This is a genomic window from Saccharopolyspora cebuensis, assembly GCF_039542665.1.
Classification (GTDB): Bacteria; Actinomycetota; Actinomycetes; order Mycobacteriales; family Pseudonocardiaceae; genus Saccharopolyspora; species Saccharopolyspora cebuensis.
Map to the genome: position 1 here is coordinate 540319 of NZ_BAABII010000010.1, position 20466 is coordinate 560784.

General features: G+C 72.7%; 20 protein-coding genes. 12 read left to right on the forward strand and 8 right to left on the reverse strand.

Translation table 11 applies throughout. The features are described from left to right. Positions 1-109: 109 nt before the first annotated feature. Together ABD976_RS16860 and ABD976_RS16865 are read right to left on the reverse strand one after the other, a co-directional pair. Positions 110-241 (reverse strand): hypothetical protein, encoded by a 132-nt coding sequence (locus ABD976_RS16860; RefSeq protein WP_345364157.1) that lies wholly within the window; start codon positions 239-241, stop codon positions 110-112. A 5-nt stretch (positions 242-246) separates the two neighbouring features. Beyond that, a complete protein-coding gene (locus ABD976_RS16865; RefSeq protein ID WP_345364159.1) occupies positions 247-738 on the reverse strand; it encodes an FMN-dependent NADH-azoreductase in 492 nt (163 codons plus the stop codon). A gap of 114 nt (positions 739-852) precedes the next feature. Between ABD976_RS16865 and ABD976_RS16870 the strand changes: the two genes are divergently transcribed. Continuing rightward, a complete protein-coding gene (locus tag ABD976_RS16870) occupies positions 853-1275 on the forward strand; it encodes a winged helix-turn-helix transcriptional regulator (RefSeq protein ID WP_345364161.1) in 423 nt (140 codons plus the stop codon). A gap of 491 nt (positions 1276-1766) precedes the next feature. On the opposite strand, the gene ABD976_RS16875 is transcribed toward ABD976_RS16870, so the two are convergent. Both ABD976_RS16875 and ABD976_RS16880 read right to left on the reverse strand, forming a co-directional pair. Next, positions 1767-2306, reverse strand: a complete 540-nt coding sequence (locus ABD976_RS16875) for a pyridoxamine 5'-phosphate oxidase family protein (protein WP_345364163.1) — start codon at positions 2304-2306, stop codon at positions 1767-1769. A gap of 36 nt (positions 2307-2342) precedes the next feature. Continuing rightward, positions 2343-2522 (reverse strand): hypothetical protein, encoded by a 180-nt coding sequence (locus tag ABD976_RS16880; RefSeq protein ID WP_345364165.1) that lies wholly within the window; start codon positions 2520-2522, stop codon positions 2343-2345. A 540-nt stretch (positions 2523-3062) separates the two neighbouring features. Between ABD976_RS16880 and ABD976_RS16885 the strand changes: the two genes are divergently transcribed. Genes ABD976_RS16885 through ABD976_RS16905 form a run of 5 tightly spaced genes read left to right on the forward strand, consistent with a single transcriptional unit; the run spans position 3063 to position 9039 of the window. Then, positions 3063-4079 (forward strand): aminotransferase class I/II-fold pyridoxal phosphate-dependent enzyme, encoded by a 1017-nt coding sequence (locus ABD976_RS16885; RefSeq protein ID WP_345364167.1) that lies wholly within the window; start codon positions 3063-3065, stop codon positions 4077-4079. Continuing rightward, entirely contained in the window at positions 4076-5092 is a 1017-nt protein-coding gene (locus ABD976_RS16890) for a polyprenyl synthetase family protein (RefSeq protein ID WP_345364169.1), read from the forward strand. The genes ABD976_RS16885 and ABD976_RS16890 overlap by 4 nt, the downstream gene beginning before the upstream one ends. After that, positions 5082-6086: a UbiA family prenyltransferase gene (locus ABD976_RS16895; RefSeq protein WP_345364171.1), complete on the forward strand. Its 1005-nt coding sequence runs from the start codon at positions 5082-5084 to the stop codon at positions 6084-6086. Before ABD976_RS16890 ends, ABD976_RS16895 begins: the two co-directional genes overlap by 11 nt. Next, entirely contained in the window at positions 6083-7759 is a 1677-nt protein-coding gene (locus ABD976_RS16900; RefSeq protein ID WP_345364173.1) for a prenyltransferase/squalene oxidase repeat-containing protein, read from the forward strand. Before ABD976_RS16895 ends, ABD976_RS16900 begins: the two co-directional genes overlap by 4 nt. Beyond that, positions 7756-9039, forward strand: a complete 1284-nt coding sequence (locus ABD976_RS16905) for an FAD-dependent oxidoreductase (protein ID WP_345364175.1) — start codon at positions 7756-7758, stop codon at positions 9037-9039. Before ABD976_RS16900 ends, ABD976_RS16905 begins: the two co-directional genes overlap by 4 nt. A 2-nt stretch (positions 9040-9041) precedes the next feature. Here the strand turns inward: ABD976_RS16905 and ABD976_RS16910 are convergent, their stop codons facing one another. Then, complete coding sequence (locus tag ABD976_RS16910) at positions 9042-10064, reverse strand: methyltransferase (RefSeq protein WP_345364177.1); 1023 nt, start codon at positions 10062-10064, stop codon at positions 9042-9044. 149 nt (positions 10065-10213) lie between these two features. Between ABD976_RS16910 and ABD976_RS16915 the strand changes: the two genes are divergently transcribed. Together ABD976_RS16915 and ABD976_RS16920 are read left to right on the forward strand one after the other, a co-directional pair. Beyond that, positions 10214-11056: a TauD/TfdA dioxygenase family protein gene (locus tag ABD976_RS16915; RefSeq protein ID WP_345364179.1), complete on the forward strand. Its 843-nt coding sequence runs from the start codon at positions 10214-10216 to the stop codon at positions 11054-11056. A gap of 16 nt (positions 11057-11072) precedes the next feature. Next, positions 11073-12281, forward strand: coding sequence for a cytochrome P450 family protein (locus ABD976_RS16920; RefSeq protein WP_345364181.1), 1209 nt, complete (start codon positions 11073-11075; stop codon positions 12279-12281). A 511-nt stretch (positions 12282-12792) separates the two neighbouring features. Here the strand turns inward: ABD976_RS16920 and ABD976_RS16925 are convergent. Genes ABD976_RS16925 through ABD976_RS16935 form a run of 3 tightly spaced genes read right to left on the reverse strand, consistent with a single transcriptional unit; the run spans position 12793 to position 15871 of the window. Next, the gene (locus ABD976_RS16925) at positions 12793-14058 is read right to left on the reverse strand and encodes an MGH1-like glycoside hydrolase domain-containing protein (protein ID WP_345364183.1); all 1266 of its coding nucleotides are present in this window, start codon (positions 14056-14058) and stop codon (positions 12793-12795) included. After that, a complete protein-coding gene (locus tag ABD976_RS16930; RefSeq protein ID WP_345364185.1) occupies positions 14055-14849 on the reverse strand; it encodes a sugar phosphate isomerase/epimerase family protein in 795 nt (264 codons plus the stop codon). The genes ABD976_RS16925 and ABD976_RS16930 overlap by 4 nt, the downstream gene beginning before the upstream one ends. Continuing rightward, entirely contained in the window at positions 14846-15871 is a 1026-nt protein-coding gene (locus tag ABD976_RS16935; RefSeq protein ID WP_345364187.1) for a zinc-binding dehydrogenase, read from the reverse strand. Before ABD976_RS16935 ends, ABD976_RS16930 begins: the two co-directional genes overlap by 4 nt. Positions 15872-15987: 116 nt before the next feature. On the opposite strand from ABD976_RS16935, the gene ABD976_RS16940 reads away from it, so the two are divergent. Genes ABD976_RS16940 through ABD976_RS16955 form a run of 4 tightly spaced genes read left to right on the forward strand, consistent with a single transcriptional unit; the run spans position 15988 to position 20357 of the window. Beyond that, a complete protein-coding gene (locus ABD976_RS16940; protein ID WP_345364188.1) occupies positions 15988-17367 on the forward strand; it encodes an ABC transporter substrate-binding protein in 1380 nt (459 codons plus the stop codon). Positions 17368-17378: 11 nt separating this feature from the next. Further along, positions 17379-18335, forward strand: coding sequence for a carbohydrate ABC transporter permease (locus tag ABD976_RS16945; RefSeq protein ID WP_345364189.1), 957 nt, complete (start codon positions 17379-17381; stop codon positions 18333-18335). Beyond that, a complete protein-coding gene (locus ABD976_RS16950; RefSeq protein WP_345364191.1) occupies positions 18335-19201 on the forward strand; it encodes a carbohydrate ABC transporter permease in 867 nt (288 codons plus the stop codon). Before ABD976_RS16945 ends, ABD976_RS16950 begins: the two co-directional genes overlap by 1 nt. Continuing rightward, the gene (locus tag ABD976_RS16955; RefSeq protein WP_345364193.1) at positions 19185-20357 is read left to right on the forward strand and encodes an ROK family transcriptional regulator; all 1173 of its coding nucleotides are present in this window, start codon (positions 19185-19187) and stop codon (positions 20355-20357) included. The genes ABD976_RS16950 and ABD976_RS16955 overlap by 17 nt, the downstream gene beginning before the upstream one ends. The last annotated feature ends 109 nt before the right edge of the window (positions 20358-20466 follow it).

Sequence of the window (20466 nt, forward strand, 5' to 3'; positions counted from 1 at the left end):
GAGGGGCAGTCAGTGCTTGAGCCTGCGACCTTCCAGTGGAGCGTCCCGCCGCGGCGTTGGGCTGCTCAGCACCGTCGAGGGTGTTGTGGTTCCGCGGCCGTGGGGGATGTCAGGCGGCGGTGGCGATCACCGCGGCGAGCCGGCGGGCGCGGTCGTGGGCGTCGGACAGGGATGCCTCGTGCTTCGGGAGGAGCTCGGCCAGGGACGGTGAGTGGGGTGCCAGGGTCAGCTCGGGAACCACGGTGGTCACATCGAGGCCAGTTGCCCCTCATGTCCGAGCACGGTCTCGGTCGTGGGCACCACGTAGTCGAGGCCGTGGTTGGGCGCGCCGGGAGCGTAGCTGCCGCCGCGCGCGGAGATCAGCACCGCCGGTCGGCCGGCGGCCGGGGATGGCCTGAAGGTGCGACCGAAGACCATGATCTGGTCGAGCCATGCCTTGAACACCGACGGCATCGACAAGTTGTACATCGGCACCGCGAACAAGTACGCCCTGGCGCCGAGGAACTCCTCGATGAGCTCGTCCTGCAGCGCGGCTGCGGAAGCCTGCTCGTCGGTGTGCTGCGCCGGGTCGGTGACGCGTGCGGTGATCCCGGCCTCGCTGATGTGGGGCACGGGCGCTGCGGCGAGGTCGCGGTGCACGACCTCGCCGTCCCAGCCTTCGAGGAAGGACTGGGCGACCTGGCGCGAGACCGAAGCTTCGCCGAGCGCTGAGGAGTCGATGTGCAGCAGGTACGACATGATGGGCTGTTTCCTTTCCGCAGTGGTGTGGGAGCGGGCTCCAGCGATCGACGGGCGTCGACTGGGTGCTACATATTGGTGGTGCGGTTGCGAACCGGACGAGAGACGAGTGGGATGGCGTCAGCGCGACAGATCAGTGGTCCGTGCCAGGCGTGGCCGGACGACAGCGCCTTCATCCGCGAGGTGCTCGATCGCATCGGTGACAAGTGGACGGTGCTGGTCATCAGCACGCTGAGCACCGGCTCGCTGCGCTACTCGGACTTGCAGGCGAGCATCCCGGGGATCTCCCAGCGGATGCTGACCCAGACCCTCAAGCACCTCGAGCGGGATGGGCTGATCACGCGGACCGCATACCCCGAGGTTCCGCCGCGAGTGGAGTACGAGCTGACTGACCTGGGCCGGTCCCTGTTGGATGCGGTGACGGCGATGGCTGATTGGGCCGCCGCCCACCACGGTCGGATCGCCAGCAACCGGGCCGCCAGTGAACGGACCGGAGTCGGCCGGGGCAAGACATCGGTCAGCGCGTCGACAGGCTGAGCCGCCGGTGATGCTCATCGCTGCGCAGTGCCGGGCGCATCGCCCGCGGCGTTCTGGTCGTCGGCCTCCGCTCCATCGGCAGGTCCGATGTGGCACACCCCCGTCACGGGATCGCACCCGCTGGCGGGGATCGCCACGATCTCGAGCCCGTCCTTCGCCCGGTTCACGACACGCGCTCACTCGGCACGGGACCGGCCACCTGCTCCAGCAGCTGGCCGTAGACGGGGACCTGCTGGGCGCCCGACGCTAGCACCACGGGCAGCCCACGTCGGCCCACACCTCGATGAGGACCTTCGACCCCTCGGAACGAGTTGACCGCTCAACCATCCGTCTCACCTCACCAGTAGTGCGTAACGCCATCATGAGTGAGTGGGCGACGGTGTACAAAAGGCACTGTGAAGTGCGTCAGCAATCACGGAGCTGTCGGTGAAGCCCCGCTCGGCTTCCACCTCGGCGACGTAGTTCTGGGGAGTGGCCAGCGACGAGCCTCTTCAGACTGGCGGTTGTTGGTCGAGCAGGCCGACGGGGTCGGTGCTGTAGGCGACCATCCAGCTGGGGTCGATGCGATACCACACGTTCTCGTCCCAGAACGGGTTGTCGCTGTCGTCGTCGTAGTGGTGGACGAGGTAGTCGCGGACGGTCGGCCAAGTCGGGTCGCTGCTGGTCCCTTCGGGGTTCAGCGGAACGGCGCGTCCATGCGTGAAAATGCCGAGCTGCTCGCCGCGCATGAAGGTCGCGCTGATGCCGGGCCGCGCCGCGAGATGGCGGGCTTTGGCGGCCTGGCGGTGGGTGCCGACGATCCAACGGCCGTGCAGGAGGTGCCCGTCGGCTCCGCTGATGCGTGGCTCACCGCGCCGGGTGACTGTGGCGATGGCCAGGGTGCACATGCCTTGGCAGACTTGGACGACCTGCTCGGCGTCCAGGGTGCTTTCACCTGGTCGGATGATCGATTTGAGGTGGTTGCTGGAGCCGGCCCAGGACGTGTCGAGCAGGACTTGGAGGCTGTGGAGCTCGTCGGGAGTTTCGAACATCCGGTCAGGTAATCAGGTCCCACCGACAGTGTCGGCTCAGTGCGCAGTCGCCGACCGGGCGAAGGTGAGTCGGTCGATGATCGCGGCGCGGAGCCGTGGGTCGGTGAAGGTGCGGGCCCAAACCGTGCGCCGGTGCACCCCATGGCGGCGGGCGAGCTCGCGCACCCCAGCATCCCCGCGCCGGGCGTCGCGCCGGATCTCCTCGAACAGCTCCACCCCCGATAACCCCATTCCGGCCCACGTCATGCCCAGCGATCTTCGCCAGGTGGGGCCTGTTCGAACCGTCACCACCTCCCGGCGAGCCAACCCCGGTGGAGGCAGAGCAGGCTGGCATCCTCACGTGCGTGGTGGAGCCTCGGGCGGCCCCGCCCCGGCGTCGCGGCTCCTCCGCGCGGGGACCCCTCGGTGGTGCGAACGGCGTGCGCGGTCGAGCGGCGCCGCTCCCGGTCGGCGCGGGGCCGTACCGGCGCTCGCCGGTCGCGCGACCGCCGAGCACCGCAACCGGTGCTTCAGCTCCAGGGGAATCGTGTGACCCGAAATGCTTGACATTGCCGGATATCGGTAACCGCAACCGCCGTTCCGGTGGCATCGGAATTGCGCGGATGTTGCACGGAGAAGGCGATTAAGATCCTTGACTTCATTGCTCCGTGATCGATACATTCGGTGTCGAGATCCCTGTGCGAGGGGGGAGTTCGGGGGCCTTGCCATTCCGTTTCGCCAGGGAAGGTTCGTGAATTGATCCCGATCGTTCACCAATTGTCTCTGAACGAGAATCACTGGCCGATGCTGCCGGGGGTGCACGAGGCCGCGTCGACGTCGCTCGCCTCGATCAACCTGACCGGTGACGCGCTCGCCGCGCGGCTGGAATCCCGGCTGGCGGCCGAACTCGGGACGATCCCCGGGCGCGTCGTGGCGGGTGCCGGCTCCGGGGCGTTGCTGCAGCAGTTCCTGGCCGCGCACGGCGGGCCCGGCAGCACCGTGCTGCACACCTGGCCGTCGTTCGACCTCTACCCGCTGCTGATCCGCAACGCCGGCGCCGAGCCGGTCGCCGTGCCCGACGACGCCCGAGGCCGCCAGGACCTCGCCGCCGTGGCCGCGGCGGTCTCCGACCGGACCCGGGTCGTGCTGGTGTGCAACCCGAACAACCCCACCGGCGAGGTGCTCGGCCCGGATCGGTTCGCCGCGCTGCTCGACGCCCTGCCGCCGGACGTGCTGGTGCTCGTCGACGAGGCCTACCGCGAGTTCGCCGACCCGGACGCGATCGCCGACGCGGCGGAGCTGGCGGAGGTCGACCGGCGGGTGGCGGTGGTGCGCACGTTCTCCAAGTCGCACGGCCTGATCGGCCTGCGCGTCGGCTACCTCACCGGGGCCGAGGAGGTGGTGGCGCCGCTGCGCCGGACGACGCCGTTCCACCGCGTGCCCACCGTCGCGCAGGCGGCGGCGCTGGCCGCGCTCGACGCCGGTGAGCGGATGCGCCGCCAGTGCCGCGAGGTGGCCGCCGAGCGGGACCGGGTCCGCCGCGGCCTGCGCGGGCTCGGCTTCGACGTCCCGCCGAGCGGGGGCAACTACCTGTGGGTCCGCCTGGGATCGCGCAACCAGGAGTTCGTCGATCACCTGGCCGCGCACGGGGTGGCCGTGCGGGAGATCGCCGGAGCCGGGGTGCGCGTGAGCACCGGGCTCCCGGTTGCCAACGACGCCGTGCTCGCGGCCGCCCGCGGCTTCGCCGGGCAGGGCGACCGCTCCGACGGGTTCGCGGGGGAGGCCGTCCGATGACCGAAACGATGAGCACGGTCCCGCTCCGCCCGGGCGCGGAGGACGACGACCTCGCCGGGATCCGCGACGCGCTCGGGCGCAGGCGTCCCGAGTCCGGCGACCGGTTCGACGAGATGACCCGCTACGCGATGCTGGCGCCGGGCAAGCTGCTGCGCCCGATGATGCTCGTCGCGTCGGCCGAGGCGGTCGGCGGTCGCGATGCCGCCGCGCTCCCCGCCGCCGTGGCGATCGAGCACCTGCACGTGGCGTCGCTGGTGCACGACGACATCATCGACGGCGACGACCTGCGCCGCGGCCAACCCTCGGTGCACGCCCGCTACGGCGTCGCCGACGCCATCGTGACCGGTGACGCGCTGCTGTTCGAGCTGTTCGACGCGGTCTCCGAATGCGACGCGCCGCCGCGGACGGTGGTGGCGGTCATCTCCGAGCTCGCCCGCGCGGGCGGTGAGCTGTGCCGGGGGCAGGTGCGGGAGGCGGCGCTGGAGCCGCCGGGCGCCGGGCGGATGGGCAGCGCCTTGGCGGACTACCTCGAGGTGGCCGCGCTCAAGACGGGGGCCCTGTTCCGCGCTGCGTGCCGGGCCGGTGCGCTGCTCGGCGGCGGCACGCCCGAGCACGTCGACCTGCTCGGCGACTACGGCCACCACACCGGGATCGCCTTCCAGCTGCACGACGACCTGCTGCCGTACCTCGTCGACTCCCGGGCGTCCGGCAAACCCACCACCAGCGACGCGAGCAACCTCCGGCCGACCTGGCCGGTGCTGCTCGCCCACCGCGACGGCGGACCCGAGCACCGGGAAGCCGTCGAGACCGCGTTGTCGGGCGCGCTCCCCGCGGGCGAGACGCTCGAGGTGCTCCGGTCCGCCGTGACCGGCAGCGGTGCGCTGGCCACCGCCCGCCGTGGCGCCCGGGAGCGATCCGACCGCGCCGTCGCCAGGCTGGACGAGCTGCCCCGGCCCGCTGCCGCGCGCAGGCTCGCCCGCATCGCCGCGATCGCCGCCGATCGTGACCGCTGAGATGCACGGCCGCCCCGCCGCGCTCCCGGCGCGCGGCGGGTGGGTGGCGGCGCACTGGCAGACCTGGCGGCCCTACACGACGTGCTACCCGGCGCTGCTCGGGCTGGCCGGAGCCCTGGTCGCGGGCGGGCGGGACGCGGCCGGGCTCGTCGTCGCCGCGCTGGTGCCCGCCCTGGGCTGGCTCGCGGGGCACTACCTCGGCGACTACTTCGACCGGGACCTGGACGCGATCGCCAAGCCGCAGCGACCGATCCCCTCCGGCCGGCTGGCGCCGACCACGGCGGTGGCCTGCGGCGTCGGCTGCGCGGTGGTGTCGTTGGTGGCGGCGCTCGCGGTGAACTGGCGGATCCTGCCGGTGTTCGCGCTGGCGATGGGCGGGATCGTCGCCTACAGCACCGTGTTCAAGCGGAGGGGGTTGGCCGGGAACCTCAGCCGGGGGGCGTTGTCGGCGCTCGCCCTGGTCGTCGGTGCGATGACCGCGGCTCCGTGGCCGCCCTGGGCGATCGTCCCCGCGGCGGTGGTGTTCCTGCTGCACGACACGGCGTCCAACCTGATCGGCACGATGCGCGACGTCGACGGGGACCGGGCCGGCGGGTACCGGTCGGTGCCGGTGCGGCACGGGCTGGTGGTGGCGATGCGGCTGGCCGCCGCGCTGTGGGCGGCCGGGACGGTGGTCGTCGGCCTCGGCGCCGTCCACGCGGCGCGACCCGGTGCGCAGCTCGGACTGCTCGCGGTCGCGGCGGTCGTCGGCGGGTGCGCCCTGGCGGCGGTCCGCCCCGGGGCCGCGACGGCGCGGCGCGCGCTGCGGTCGCACGAGCTGCTGGTCGCCGAGCGGCTCGTGCTCGCCGGTGCGGTGGTGGCGGGCGCGGTCGGCCTCGGGCCCGCCGTGGCGCTGCTGGTGCCCGCGCTCGCCTTCTCGATCGTCATGCAGGCCCGGATGCGGGCCCGGCACGAGTTCCCGGCCACCGCCGGGGACGGAGAGGACACGCCATGAGATCGGTCCGCACCGGTACCGGCCGGATCCCGGACGAACTCCCGACCGCCATCGCGGGCGGCGCCGAGGCGCTGCTGCGGGCGCAGCGGCCGGACGGGGTCTTCGACTTCGGCGCGGACGGCTTGCGGTCCACGCTGGCGACGGCGGGTGCGGTCACCGCGCTGCACTTCGCGGACCCGGGTGGCGCCGCCGACCTGATCGCCGCGGGTGCCGAGCGGCTGCGCCGCACCCAGGACGACGACGGCGGGTGGGCGATGGTGCCCGGTCTGGCCAGCGAGCAGGGCCCGACGGCGGTGTCGGCGGCGGCGCTGCACCTGGTGGATCCGGTCGGCAGTGCCGAGCAGGTCGCGGCGGGCCGGCGATGGATGGACGACCGCGGCGGGTTGGCGGCGATCCCGCACCCGGAAGTCGTGCTGTGGTGCCGGCAGTTCTACGGGTTCGCCGGCTGGCTCGCCCCGCAGGACATGCGCCGCTTCCCGCTGGAGCTGGCAATGCTCCCGGCGCTGTACCGGCGGGTGTTCGACCTGCGGCTGCCGATGGCCTCGGCGCTCGGGCTCGCGCAGACCCGGCACCGCCCGCTGACCCGGGTGCAGCGGCTGCTGGCCCGCCGGGCCGAGCCGCACGCGCTGCGCGTGATCCGGCAGGCCTACGAGCACGAGGGCGCCGTCGGGTCCTGGTCCGAGGACGCCTGGGTGACCGGCTTGGTCTGCACCGGGCTGGCGCGGGCCGGTCTGGGGCAGGACATGGTGGACGCGGCGGTCGGGTGGCTGCGGCGCGGGATGCACGCCGACGGCTCGTGGGCCACGACGCCGCTGGACTCGGCCTGGACGATGTACGCGGTGCGGGGCCTGATCGAGGCCGGTTACCGGGACGATCCGCGGCTCGCGGCCTCGGGGGAGCTGTTCGTCCGCAACCAGCAGCACGAGCCCTTCCTGGCGTTCGGGTGCCCGCCGGGGTTCTGGGGCTGGACCGGGGCCCGGGGGTGGCCGGCGGTGCTGGAGACCGGTGAGATCGTCTCCGCGCTGTCCCGGCTGCCCGGCACGGGGCAGACCGACGCCGTCCGGCGGGGCGTCGAGTGGCTCAGCGACCGGCAGGACGACCGCGGTTCCTGGGGGCTCTGCGTCCGCAACACCCGGGTCGCCAACAGCGGCCCGTGCCCGATGACCACCGCGCAGGCCGTGGACGCCCTGCTCGACGCGGGCGTCGCCGCAGGCGACCGGCGGATCCGGCGGGCGCTGCGCTGGCTGGGCCGGGCGCAGCTCCGCGACGGAGCCTTCGAGTCGGTCTGGTACCGCGAGCACGCGATGGGTACCGCGGCGGTGCTGGAGACCTTCGCCCGGTGCGGGCAGGCGGGGGCCGAGCCGGCGGTGCGGGCCCGGGAATGGCTGGTCCGCGCCCGCAACGCCGACGGTTCCTGGGGTGATGGCCACGGGGCTCCCGGAACGGTCGAGGAGACCGGGTGGGTGGTGTCGTCGCTGCTGGCGGCGGGGGCCGACCCGGCCTCGGTGGAGACCGCGATCCGGTGGCTGCTGGACGCCCGCCTGCCCGGGGGCGGGTGGCGGCCGGAGCCCGTGCACGAGTACGTCCGCCGGGTCAGCAGGTACGCCAACCCCGGGTTCACCCACGGCATGGCGCTCCGGGCGCTGGGCCGGTACCGGGAGGCGATCCGATGAGCGCCCGGCACGACGTCGTCGTCTGCGGTGCCGGGGTGGCCGGCCTCGCCGCCGCGTGCGCGCTGGGCCGGCTCGGACACCGGGTCCTCGTGCTGGAGAAGCGCCCCGCGCCCCAGCCCGTGGCCAAGGGTGAGGTGCTGCAACCGGGTTCGCTGGCCGTGCTGCGGGAGTGGGGCGTGGCCGACCGCCTGGAGCGGGCGGGCGCGTTGCGGCTGTCGAAACTGGTCGCCCGGGCCGCGGATGGCCGGCCGCGGATGGTCCTCGACTACGGCAGGCTCCCGACCGAGCAGCCCTGGCTGCTGGCCCACGACTACCCGGCGATCCTGGCGGCGCTGGCCGACGCGCTGCCGCCCGGGGTCGAGGTGCGGCGCGGGGTGGTGGTCCGCGAGCCGCTGCGCACCGGGGACCGGGTGACCGGGGTGCGGTGCGACGACGGCGACGTGCCCGCGTCGCTGGTCGTGGCCGCCGACGGGATCTCCTCGCGGGTCCGGCGCGCGGTCGGGCTGACCGCGCCGCGCCAGGACTACCCGCACCGGTTGGCGGCCTTCGAGCTCGACGGCGTGGCGGAGGTGGAACCGGACTTCTCCGCCTACGTCACCGAGAACGGGCTGCGGCTGCGCTACCCGCTGCCCGGCGGTCGCGCCCGGCTCTACGTCCAGGTCGGGCCGGACGAGCTGCGCGGGCTCGATGCCACCGGGCTGCGCCGGTGGACCGATCGGGTCCTGGACGGCTGCCCGGCGCTGGCCCCGCTGGCCGAGGCGTTCCGCGCCGGGGCGCGGGACCGGCAGGTGCTGCCGGTGTCGCGCTCCCTGGCGGCCGCGCTGACCGCCCCCGGACTCGCCCTGGTCGGGGAGAGCGGCCATTCGGTGCACCCGATGGCTGCCCAGGGCATGAACAGCGCGATCGCCGACGCCCACCAGCTCGCCGCGGTGCTGCGCCAGGGCGGCTCGCTCGCCGCCGACGTCGTCGACCACGCCTTGGGCCGCTACGACGCCGCACGCCGTCGGGACCTCCGGCACATCGGCCGGACCAGCCACAACGCGGCGCGGATGATCACCAGCCGGTCCTGGGTCGGCCGTCGCGCCCTCACCGGGACGGGCGGCAACGACCGCATCCGCCACGAGGTCATGCACACCATGTCCGGGCTGGGGGTGCGGCGGCTGACCCCGCTCGACCGGCTGCACCAGCTCGGGGTGCTGCCCGACCCGCGCTCCGGTCTGCTGCCCGCCTGGGTGCCCGCCGCCCCGGACCCGGCCGGATCCGGGGCGGCGAACCGGTGAGCTCAGCCGCGGGCGTACTCCAGGACCACCAGACCGCCGGCGCCGTCCCGCCGCCCGCGCGGCACCAGCCCGGCATCGGCGGCGAGGGCGTCGAAGTCCTCCGGCCGGCGTTCGCGGCCGCCGAGCAGGGTCAGCGACTGGAGGTCGAACGACGCGTTGTTCTTGGCGTGCTCGGCACCGGCGAGGACCTCCACCACCACGACCCGGCCGCCACCGCTGACCGCGTCCGCGCAGCGGCGCAGGATCCGGGTGGCGTCGTCGTCGGGCCAATCGGTGAGCACCCGCGAGACGAGCAGCACGTCGAAGCCTGGTGGCAGCGGCTCGAGGAAGCTGCCGCCGACGAACGCCGCGCGGTCGGCGAGCCCGGCTCCGGTGAGGTACTGCTCGGCCTCCGGCCGGACCTCGGGCAGGTCCAGCACGGCTCCGGTCAGGTGCGGGTGCGCGGTCAGCACGGCGCCCAGCAGCGCCCCGGTGCCGCCACCCACGTCGAGCACGCTCGACACGGGCCCCCAGTCGTACCCGGCGGCGACCTCCGGGCCGGTCTGCCAGGAGAACCCGGCCATCGTGGCGCCGAAGAACAACCGCAGGCGTTCGTCGGCGCGGTAGTCCGACCAGAAGTCGGTGCCGTGCACCGCGCCGTAGGCCGACCGGCCGGTGCGGACGGCGTGCAGCATCCCGCCGTAGGCCAGGTCCATCTTCAGACCGGGCCCATCGGCGTCGAGCCAGGCGCGCAGCAGCGCGTTGCGGTCGTCCAGCAGCGCCCGCGACACCGCGGTGAGCGCGTGCTCGCCGGGCGCGGGCTCGGCGAACAACCCGACCGCCACCAGGTGGCGCAGCAGGCGGGCGAGCGCGTCCGGATCGGCCCCGGATGCCCGCGCCAGCCCGGCCGTCGTGGTGTGCCCGTCGCGGACCAGTTCGGGCAGGTGCAGGGCGACCGCGGTCCGCACCGCGAAGGGCGTGGCGAGGTCGACGAGCGCGGCGAGAGCGGTGGTGCCGGACGCGGAATCGGTGGTCCCACTGGCCACGGCAATCCTTTCCTGGATGGTCACCTTCGAATTCGGGATTCCCCGTGACGATCGCACCGCGCTGGGATGCGGGCAAGCCCCTTCGGCATCCGGTTCCATTCCGTTCCGCGCGCCGCGGAACGGATTCGAAGAATACGCGAGAAAGGGAGATGAACATGATTCCTCTCGACGTCCGACCCATTTCCGGGGCGCTGGGAGCCGAAGTCCGGGGCATCGCGCTGGCCGACGTCGACGACGGCTCGTTCGCCCAGATCAACAAATTGCTGCTCGACCACCTGGTGCTGTTCTTCCCGGACGCGGCCGGGCTCGACCCCGCCGCCCACGAGGCGTTCGGCCGCCGCTTCGGCCCGCTCGAGGTCCACCAGTTCCTGCCGAAGCTGCCCGGGCACGACGAGATCGTCGTCCTCGATTCCGACCAGGGCGCGAAGGCCGACGTCTGGCACACCGACGTCACGTTCTCCCCGTCCCCGCCCATCGCCTCGGTCCTCCAGATCGTGCAGTGCCCGGAGGTCGGCGGGGACACCATGTGGAGCAACCAGTACCTGGCCTACGAGGCGCTGTCCGCCCCGATCCGGGAGCTGGTCGACGGTCTCACCGCGATCCACCTCTTCGAGCACCCCGCCGGCTCCTACCGCAGCGAGGCGGAACACCCGGTCGTCCGGGTGCACCCCGAGACCGGTCGCCGATCGCTCTACGTCAACCGCATGTTCACCCGGCGCATCCCGCAGCTCACCGCCGAGGAGAGCGCGGCGCTGCTGAACCACCTGTTCGCCGTGTCGGAGAGCCCGCAGCGGGTGTGCCGGTACCGGTGGGTCGAAGGCGCGGTCGCGGTGTGGGACAACCGCGCGACCCAGCACTACGCCGTCAACGACTACTCCGGGCACCGGGTCGGCCGCCGGGTCACGGTGCTCGGCGACACCCCCGCGGGCGATCCGCCGCGCTGGCCGAACCACCAGCTCAGCGGGATGAGCGCGACCGCGGTCAAGGACTGAGGGAACGGAGGCACCGATGAGCGAGCCCACCCCCGGAGCCGTCACCGAGGCGGCCTTCCTCGAGTCCTACTGGCGCGACCCGCACGCCACCCTGGCCCACGCCCGCGAGCACGCCCCGGTCCGCGAGGTGACCTTCGAGACCGGACCGACCTGGCTGGTCACCCGCTACGCCGACGTCCGCGCCGGGCTGGCCGATCCCCGGCTGGCCAAGGACTGGCGCGCCACCCTGCCCGCCGAGGAGCGCGCGTCGGCCCCGCCCGGCCTGCCCGCACCGATGTCCCACATGCTGACCTCGCTCGATCCGCCCGAGCACACCCGGCTGCGCCGATTGGTCACCCAGGCGTTCACCGCGCGCCGGCTGGCCGCGCTGCGCCCGCGGATCGAGACCCTCGCCGACGACCTGCTCGCGGGGCTCCCCGGGGACGAGCCGGTCGACCTCGTCGCCCGCTACGCGATCCCGCTGCCGATGGAGGTCATCTGCGAGCTGATCGGCGTGCCCGAGCTGGACCGGGAGGACTTCGCGCACTGGTCGACCGTCCTGATCGACGAGTGCCCCGAACCCGAACTCGCCCGGGCCTCGGCGCAGCTGGCCGACTACCTCGGCGGACTCGTCGCCCTCCGCCGCGACGACCCGGACGACGCGCTGCTCTCCGGCCTCATCGCGGCCTCGGAGGACGGGGAACGGCTCTCCGACATCGAGATCGTCGCGATGGCGATGCTGCTGCTGATGGCCGGCCACGAGACCACGGCGGTGTTCATCACCAACAGCGTGCGGGCCCTGCTGGCCGACCCGGCGGCCCGGGCCGGGGTGACCTCTCCGGATACCGTCCCCGGCCTGGTCGAGGAACTGCTCCGGTGGGTCTCGCCCGCGCTCAACGCCTCGCTGCGGTTCGCCACCGAGGACCTGGAGATCGGCGGGACCGCGATCCCGCGCGGTGCCTCGGTCACGCTCTCGACCGGAGCAGCCAACCGCGATCCCGACCGGTTCTCCGATCCGGCCCGGCTCGACCCGGGCCGCGATCCGGCCGGCCACGTCGCCTTCGGCCACGGCATCCACCGCTGCCTCGGCGCGGCGCTCGTGCGCTTGGAGGCGGAGATCGCCCTGACCGCCCTGTTCCGGCGTTTCCCGGATCTCCGGGCCGCCGGACCCGACGAGGCGCTGACCTTCCGCCGCAGCGTGCACGTCCACGCCCCCCGGACGTTCCCGGTGCTGCTCGGGGTGTGATGCCGGACGGGCGGACTCCCCGGTCCGCCCGTCCGGACCCGGTCCCGCTCCATCGGTCGGGACCGCTGCCGACGAGCCACGCCGGTGGGTCCTGGCGGTGCTCGGCGACGCCATGACCCGGGTTCGCGATCACCTGCGTGCCCGGCCACCCCGCTCGGCCGCTCCCCGCAATCGACGCACCTGAACGGCACGTCCACCACGCGCCCTTCTCGGTGTATGCCGATACACGGCATCAGGGTCGTCGCGAGAAGGCCGCTGAGAACCCGCGGCGGTGCCGGTTGACGGCCGCACCGCATGCGGCTCCGCCGCATCCCGAAAGGACCCCTCAGGGAGCTGAACCGCACAGGCCCGGCGGATGGTTGTCCGCCGAGACGGGCGGAACCCGGCAGCGGTACATCGGCACCTTCGAAGCCCACCACGGCCACGTGACGAGGATCGATCGCTGAGGACGCGTTGAGGTCGTTCCGCGTGCTCGGTTGCACTGGATGCGACGGCTGCAGAGCGCTGAGCGTCAGGTCGTGATGAGGAGGTCGAGGACCACGGCTGCCGTCCAGCTGAAGTGGTGCGCGCCTCGGCCCTCGGCGGTTCGGGGGTCGACGTACTCGCGGAAGCCCGAGCGGGAGGCCGCCTCCAGCATTCCGCCGCGCAGGGCGCGGGCGAGTTCGTTGGCACCGTGGTCGGTGAGACCGCGCTGGAGCAGCCAGGTGATGTTGAACCAGGCCGGTCCGCGCCAGTAGCGGGACGGGTCGAACAGCGGATCGGTGAGGTCGTAGCTGGGGGCCAGACCGAGCTCGTCGACGCGGAACCGGGGTCCGGTGGCCGTGTCGACGAGCTCCTGGGCCTGCGGCAAACCGGGCACCACCAGCGGGACCAGTCCTGCGACGCTGCCGCCCCGGATCAGCGAGCCGCCGTGCACGTCGAAGGAGTGGAACAGCCCGTCGGCGTGCAGCAGCGACAGGGCGTCGCGCAGTCGCGCCACCTCCTCCTCGTGCGGCTGCGGGGATTCGCCGAGTTCCCGGGCGATGCGGGCGAGCGCGTCCTCGGAGGCCGCGAGCAGCGCGTTGGTCAGCGGGTCCTCGGCGGCGAACTCGTGCACGTCGAGGCGGTCGGCGTAGCCGTGGTCGCGGTAGGTCGCGGCCAGCCGGACGTAACGCCCGTAGTCGACGTCGGTGGGCCGCTCGGACGCGTCGGCGTGCTCGAGGTCCCGACGCCGGAACTCACCGGCCGGAACGGGTTCCACCCGCTGCAGCGGAACGTCCCAGGACGGGCTGTTGTCCATCCCCGACTCCCACGGGTGCACGATCGACACCAGGCCGCGACCGCCGAGGTCCCGCGACCGGCGCAGATACCCGTGCCAGGAAACCAGCCTCGGGTAGAGCCGCTCCAGGAAACCGCGCCGCCGCGCCGTTTCCGGGTCCGCGGTGAAGACCTCCCACGCCGCCAAGGCGTGCACCGGGGGCTGCACGATCCCCGAGGTGTCGGCGTGCATCGGACCGTTGACCTGCTCGGACCGCCAGAAGTCCGGACCGGGGAAGTAGCCCTCCCGGGGCGCCGACGGGTCGAAGACGATGTGCGGCACCCGCCCGTCGGCCCACTGCGCGCCGAACAGCGACTCCAGCTCCCGCTGCGCGCGCAGCGGCGAGAGGTGCCGGAGCCCGATGGCGATGAACGCCGAGTCCCAGCTCCACTGGTGCGGGTACAGCCCCGGTGCCGGAATCGTGTTGTGGCCGCGCCAGTTGCCCAGCAGCACCTTCGCGGCCTCGTCGTGCAGGTTCACCCGTGCCTCCGCAGGAACTTCGGCACCGACGCGACGGCCTCCGCGGGCTCGCCGCGCAACCGGCATTCCACCGCCAGGTACCCGTCGTAGCCGCCGGCGGCCAGGGCGCCCAGCAGCGCTGACCAGTCGAGGTGACCGGTGCCCGGCTGGAACCGGTTCGACTCGCTGACCTGCACGTGACCCAGGTGCGGCACCGCGTTCAGCAGCGCGGTCACGGGGTCGTCCTCCTCGATGTTCATGTGGTAGGTGTCGGCGACCACCCGGACCGGGTTCAGCCCGACCTCGTCGACCAGGTCGATCGCCTGGTCCAGCCGGTTGACCATGTGGTCCTCGTAGCGGTTGAGCGGTTCGAGGTAGATCTCCACGCCCTCGGCGCGGGCGTGCTCGCCGAGCTCGGCCAGGCCTTCGAGCAGCACCTCGCGGTCCTGTTCCGGGGAGCGCGGCGGTTCGAAGGGCGGCAGTCGTCGGGAGAACATGCCCCACGAGGCCGGGGTCATCGCGCCGCGGCCGCCGATCTCGGCCATCACCGACAGCTGCGACTTGAGCTGCTCGGTCGCGTCCCGCCGCAGGTCGGCGTCGAAAGCCGCGAAGAAGTGCGGCATCTCGACGCACACGGTGGGCATCACGACGCCGTTGTCACGGGCGCGGCGCAGTTCCGGCAGCCGCTCGCGGAACTGGAAGTCGCCGCGGCCGCGCAGCTCGATCGCCTCGAACCCGTTCTCGCGCGCGAAGTCCCACTTGACTTCCAGCGAGTCACCGGGCAGGAGTTGTTCCTGGCAGGCGAGTTTCACGTTGGCTCCTGTCCGAAGTCGAGGACGATCTGCAGCACGTCGGGCGCGCCGTCGTCGAGCAGCCGGTAGGCGTGCTCGACCTCCGAGGGCGCGAGCAGGTGGGTGACCAGGGCGGTCGGGTCGACCGCGCCGTCGGCGCACTGGCGCAGGAACGTCGCGTTGAGCCGGTCCTGGTCCCAGCGCCCGGACAGCTTCGGCGGCACCCCGCCGATCTGCGAGCTGACCAGTTCGATCCGGTTGTGGTGGAACTCCTCGCCGAGCCGCAGCCCGACGCCCTCGTCCTGGTAGAAGCCCGCGGCCACCACGCGCCCGCCGACCACCACCGTCCGGATCGCCTCGTGCAGCGCGCGGTAGGAGCCGCTGAGGTCGATCGCCACGTCCGCACCGCCGAGCTCGCGCACCCGCTCGGCCGCTCCGTCGCCCTCCAGGGCGTGCGCGGCGCCGAACTCGACGGCCTTGTCCCTGCGCTGCGCGACGGTGTCGACGGCGACGACCTCGGCACCGCTGCAGCGCAGCAGCCGCGTCGCCAGCAGCCCGATCACCCCTTGGCCGAATACCGCCACCCGCTCGCCGAGGTGCACCTCGGCCAAGAGCACGGCGTTGAGCGCCACCGCCCCGACCCGCGCGAACGCGGCCGCCAGCGGATCGAGTCCGGCCGGCACCGGGCGCACCTTCTCCGCCGGGAGGACGGCTTCGCTGCGGTGGCCCCAGATGCCCCACACCTGCTCGCCCACCCGGGTCGCGTCCTCGGCCTCGACGATCTCGCCGACCTCCGAATACCCCCATCCCACGAGGGGGTACGGCTGCGACGGCGCGTCGGCGGCGGTGGTGAACAGGCGCTGTTCGGGGTCCCAGGTCCGGGTGAGGTACGGGTTCGTGCCGCGGTAGGCGGTGAGTTCGGTGCCGGCGGAGATGCCGGAGTACCGGGTGCGGACCCGAACCTGGCCCGCCGCAAGGGGTTCGCTGGGGACTTCGGTGACGTCGACCTGCCGGGGACCGGTGAACTGCACGACCCGTGGCACTGAGCCTCCTCGCTCCGAGATTTGTCGGGCAGTTTACAGACTTATGTCTTGTCGGCAAGCATAAGTAGGTGGTGTGATGTCCGCCGCGACGAACGCGCGAAGGAGCGTGATGGGTGATGCGGGCCAAGTCCGGGCTGAAGACCGTCCTCGCGGCGGTGATGAGCTGCACCGCGCTGCTGTCCGGCTGCGCGCCCCCTGCCGAGGACGACGCGCTGGTGGTGTGGAGCCTGGAGAGCCAGACCGACCGGGTGCGCGCGACCGAGGCCATCGCGCAGCGCTTCACCGCCGAGACCGGGATCCCGGTGCGCGTGGTCGCCGTCGACGAGAACCAGTTCAGCCAGATGGTGATGTCCTCGGCCGCGGCCGGGACGATGCCCGACGTCATCGGCGCCCTGCCGCTGAGCGCGACCTGGCAGATGGCCGGCAACGAACTCATCGACACCCACGCCAACCAGGAGATCCTCGACGCGCTCGGCCCTGCCACCTTCTCCGGCCGCGCGCTGGAGCTCACCGCCGACGGTGACCGCCGGCTGGCCGTGCCCTCCGATGCGTGGGCGCAGGTGCTGGCCTACCGCAAGGACCTCTTCGCGCAGGCCGGACTGCCGGTGCCCGACACCTACGAGAAGATCGAGCACGCCGCGCGGGTCCTCAACCGCGACGGCACCTCCGGCATCTCGATGGCCACCCACGCCAACGACACCGCCACCGGCCAGGCCTTCGAATCCTTCGCCCTCGCCAACGACTGCCACCTCGTCGGCGCCACCGGCCGGGTCGAGCTCGACAGCCCGCAGTGCCGCGAGTCCTTCCGGTTCGTGCACGACCTCATCACCCGGTACTCGCCGCCCGGAGCCCAGGACATCGACTCCACCCGCGCCACCTACTTCGCCGGGCGCTCGGCGATGCTGTCCTGGTCGACGTTCCTGCTCGACGAGCTCGGCGGCCTGCGCGCCGACGCGATGCCGGCCTGCCCGCAGTGCCAGGTCGACCCGTCGTTCCTGGCCCGCAACACCGGGATCGTCAGCGCCATCAAGGGCCCGGACGCCGCCGAACCCGCCCAGTACGGCGAACTGACGTCGTGGACGGTGCCGGTGGGCGCGCAGCGCGAGCGGGCCAAGCGCTTCATCGAGCACATGCTCGACCAGGGCTACCCGGACTGGCTGGCCATGGCGCCGGAAGGCAAGCTGCCCGCCCGCAAGGGAACCGCGCAGGACCCCGAGCGCTTCACCCGCGCCTGGCAGCAGGCACCGGCCGGGGTGGACCTCAAGCGCCCGCTCACCGAGATCTACCCGCGGGAGACGATCGCCGACCTGCGCACCGGCATCGACCGGTTCCGCCGCTGGGGGTTCGAGCAGCGCCAAGGCGTGCTGGTCGGCGCCACCCTCGGCGAGATGCCCGTCCCGCACGCGGTGAACTCGATGCTCAACGGCGGCGATCCGGCCGAGGCCGCCGCCGAGGCGGCTGACGAGATCCGCGCCATCCAGACCTCCCTGAACTAGAGGGCGTGATCATGACTTCGACGACTCGGGTGCGCACGCTTCGGCAGCGCGAGAACCGGGACGGCCTGCTGCTGATCTCACCCACGCTGCTGGTGGTGCTGGCGGTCGTGGTGCTGCCGATCCTGTGGACGGTGGTGCTGGCCTTCCAGCGCATCCGCCTCATCGACATCCAGCGCGCAGGCCTGTTCGACGCCTACACGCTGCGCAACTTCACCACCGTGCTCGGCTCGCCGGGCTTCTGGAGCTCGCTGGGCACCACCGTGGTCTACGCGGTCGGCGGCACGCTGCTCTCGCTCGGGCTCGGCCTGGTCGCGGCCCTGGCGCTGCGGCGCCCGTTCCGGGGACGCGCCCTGCTGCGCGGCGCGATGTTGCTGCCCTACGTGGCCCCGGTGGTGGCGGTGGCGTTCGTGTGGGAGGTGATGCTCAGCCCGCAGTACGGCATCGTCAACGACTGGGGGATGCGGCTGCTGGGCTGGGACGAGCCGATCGCGTTCCTCACCGACCGCGAGACCACGTTCTCGCTGCTGGGGCTGCAGATCCCGGTCCCGGTCGCGCTGCTGACGGTGATCGTCTTCGAGGGTTGGCGGTACTTCCCGTTCGCGTTCCTGTTCCTGCTGGCCCGGACGCAGGCGATCCCGCGCGAGCTCGAGGAGGCCGCGGTGGTCGACGGTGCCGCGCCGACGCAGCGGTTCCGGCACATCGTCTGGCCGCAGCTGGCGCCCGTCCTGGCGCTGCTGGCGATGCTGCGGTTCGTCATGAACTTCAACAAGTTCGACGACGTCTACCTGCTCACCGGCGGTGGATCGGGCACGGATGTGGCCAGCGTGCGGGTCTACGACTTCCTCACCGCGCGCTTCGACGTCGGCGCCGCCTCCGCCCAGGCGCTGGTGCTGGCGGTGGTGCTGCTGGCGTTCCTGGCGGTCTACCTGAAGTTCTTCGCCCCCGCGGCCGACGGCAAGGAGTCGTGATGACCCGGATCGGTTTCGAGAACAGGCTCTTCGGCGCGCTGCGCTGGGTGGTGCTCGCGGGGCTCGCGGTGGCGACGCTGTTCCCGTTCTACTACATGCTGCTGCTGTCGGTGCGTCCGGTCGAGCAGCTGCTGCAGGACCCGGGAGCGCTCTGGGTGGGCTTCTCGGAGTGGACCACCGAGACCTACGCCGAGGTGCTGCGGCCCGAGGACGCCGGGGGCCAGGGCATGCTCGCGCTGCTGACCAACTCCGCGCTGGTGTCGCTGGCAACGGTCGTGCTGACCCTGGTGGTGACCATCCCGGGCGCGTACGCGGTCAGCAGGTTGCGGTTCGTCGGGCGCGGGCAGGTGCACTTGCTGTTCCTGGCGGTCTACATGTTCCCGGCGATCCTGCTGGCGGTGCCGCTGTTCGTGGCCTTCACCCGCCTCGGGCTGCGCGGTTCGCTGCTGGGCCTGGCCATCGTCTACATCGCCCAGACCGTGCCGGTGTCGATCTACATGCTGCGCAACTACCTGTCGACCATCCCGGACGCCATCGAGGAGGCCGCCGCCATCGACGGCTGCTCGCGCTGGCAGACGATGTGGCGGGTGACGATGCCGCTGGCCGCACCAGCGCTGCTGGCCAACGGCCTGTACGTGTTCATGATCGCCTGGAACGAGTTCCTGTTCGCCCTGCTGTTCCTGGTCGAGGACCGCGACGGCTGGACGGTGTCGCTGGGCCTGGCGCAGCTCTCCAGCGGCATCGAGGTGCCCAAGACGGTGCTCATGGCAGGATCGGTGGTGCTGACGATTCCGATCGTCGTGCTGTTCTACGCGGCGGAACGAATGCTGACCGAAGGGCTTACCAGCGGTGCCGACAAGGGCTGAGGACCTGACCAGCGCCGGCCACCTGCTGTGGCTGGTGCGAACCGGACGCGCCCGCACGCGCGCGGAGCTGCAGCAGGTCACCGGCCTGTCCCGGTCCACCATCGGGCAACGCCTCGACGCGCTGCTCTCGCGCGGGTTCCTGCGCCCGACCGGCGTCGACTCCTCCACCGGAGGCCGGCCGCCGGTGCGGCTGGACTTCAACCACGAGCACGGCGTGGTGCTGGCCGCCGACTTCGGCGCCACCCACGCCCGCACCGCCGTGTTCGACCTCGCCGGTCGCGCCCTGGCCGAAGAGGCCGAGGCGATCGACATCGCCGACGGGCCGGAGGACGTCCTGGACTGGGTCGACCGGCGCTTCCGCGACCTGCTGGACCAGGCGGGACGTTCGCCGGAGGAGGTGCGCGGCGTCGGGCTCGGCGTTCCCGGGCCGGTCGAGTTCGACGCGGGCGTGGTGCGCCAGCCGCCGATCATGCCCGGCTGGGACGACTACCCGATCGCGGAGGACCTGCGCGCGCGCTGGGACGTGCCGGTTCTGGTGGACAACGACGCCAACGTGATGGCCATCGGCGAGCGCACGGCGCGCTTCCCGGACAGCACCTCGTTGGTGCTGGTCAAGGTCGCCACCGGGATCGGTGCGGGCATGGTCCTCGGTGGCGAGGTCTACCGCGGCGTCGACGGGGGAGCGGGCGACCTCGGCCACGTCCGGGTGGGCAACGCCTCGCAGGCGCAGTGCATGTGCGGCTCGACCGGCTGCCTCGCCGCGCTGGCCACCGGCTCCGCGCTCGCCCGCAGGCTCGACGCCGCCGGTGTGCCGACGGCCTCCAGCCGCGAATTCGCCGCCCGAGTCCGCGAAGGGCGACCGGAGGCCGTGCGGCTGGCCCGCGAAGCCGGGCAGCTCATCGGCGAAGTCCTCAGCACCGTGGTCTGCCTGGTCAACCCGCAGGTCCTGGTGCTGGCCGGGGACCTCGCCGAAGCCCAGTTCGTCAGCAGCCTCCGCGAAGTCCTCTACCAGCGAGCCCTGCCCAGAGCCACCCGCAAGCTCCTGGTCACCACCACCGAACTCGGTGACCGAGCCGGAATCCTCGGCGTCCACACCATGATCATCGACTCGGTCTACTCACCGTCCTCGGTGGACGTCCTGCTCGCCGCCGACTGACCTTCCTGCCCTGCCGTCCCGGGCGTGCGGGGAAGGCGAAAGCCCGTCGCGCACCACACGTGCGGGTGCGTTGTGCGTCGTTCCGTTGGAAACGCGGCCGCGCGCGGGT

Excerpts from the sequence above, each read along its gene's own strand:
- ABD976_RS16865 (WP_345364159.1), bottom strand. The coding sequence starts at position 738 with ATGTCGTACCTGCTGCACATCGACTCCTCAGCGCTCGGCGAAGCTTCG.
- ABD976_RS16870 (WP_345364161.1), top strand. The coding sequence starts at position 853 with ATGGCGTCAGCGCGACAGATCAGTGGTCCGTGCCAGGCGTGGCCGGAC.
- ABD976_RS16875 (WP_345364163.1), bottom strand. The coding sequence starts at position 2,306 with ATGTTCGAAACTCCCGACGAGCTCCACAGCCTCCAAGTCCTGCTCGAC.
- ABD976_RS16890 (WP_345364169.1), top strand. The coding sequence starts at position 4,076 with ATGACCGAAACGATGAGCACGGTCCCGCTCCGCCCGGGCGCGGAGGAC.
- ABD976_RS16900 (WP_345364173.1), top strand. The coding sequence starts at position 6,083 with ATGAGATCGGTCCGCACCGGTACCGGCCGGATCCCGGACGAACTCCCG.
- ABD976_RS16905 (WP_345364175.1), top strand. The coding sequence starts at position 7,756 with ATGAGCGCCCGGCACGACGTCGTCGTCTGCGGTGCCGGGGTGGCCGGC.
- ABD976_RS16915 (WP_345364179.1), top strand. The coding sequence starts at position 10,214 with ATGAACATGATTCCTCTCGACGTCCGACCCATTTCCGGGGCGCTGGGA.
- ABD976_RS16920 (WP_345364181.1), top strand. The coding sequence starts at position 11,073 with ATGAGCGAGCCCACCCCCGGAGCCGTCACCGAGGCGGCCTTCCTCGAG.
- ABD976_RS16940 (WP_345364188.1), top strand. The coding sequence starts at position 15,988 with ATGCGGGCCAAGTCCGGGCTGAAGACCGTCCTCGCGGCGGTGATGAGC.
- ABD976_RS16945 (WP_345364189.1), top strand. The coding sequence starts at position 17,379 with ATGACTTCGACGACTCGGGTGCGCACGCTTCGGCAGCGCGAGAACCGG.
- ABD976_RS16950 (WP_345364191.1), top strand. The coding sequence starts at position 18,335 with ATGACCCGGATCGGTTTCGAGAACAGGCTCTTCGGCGCGCTGCGCTGG.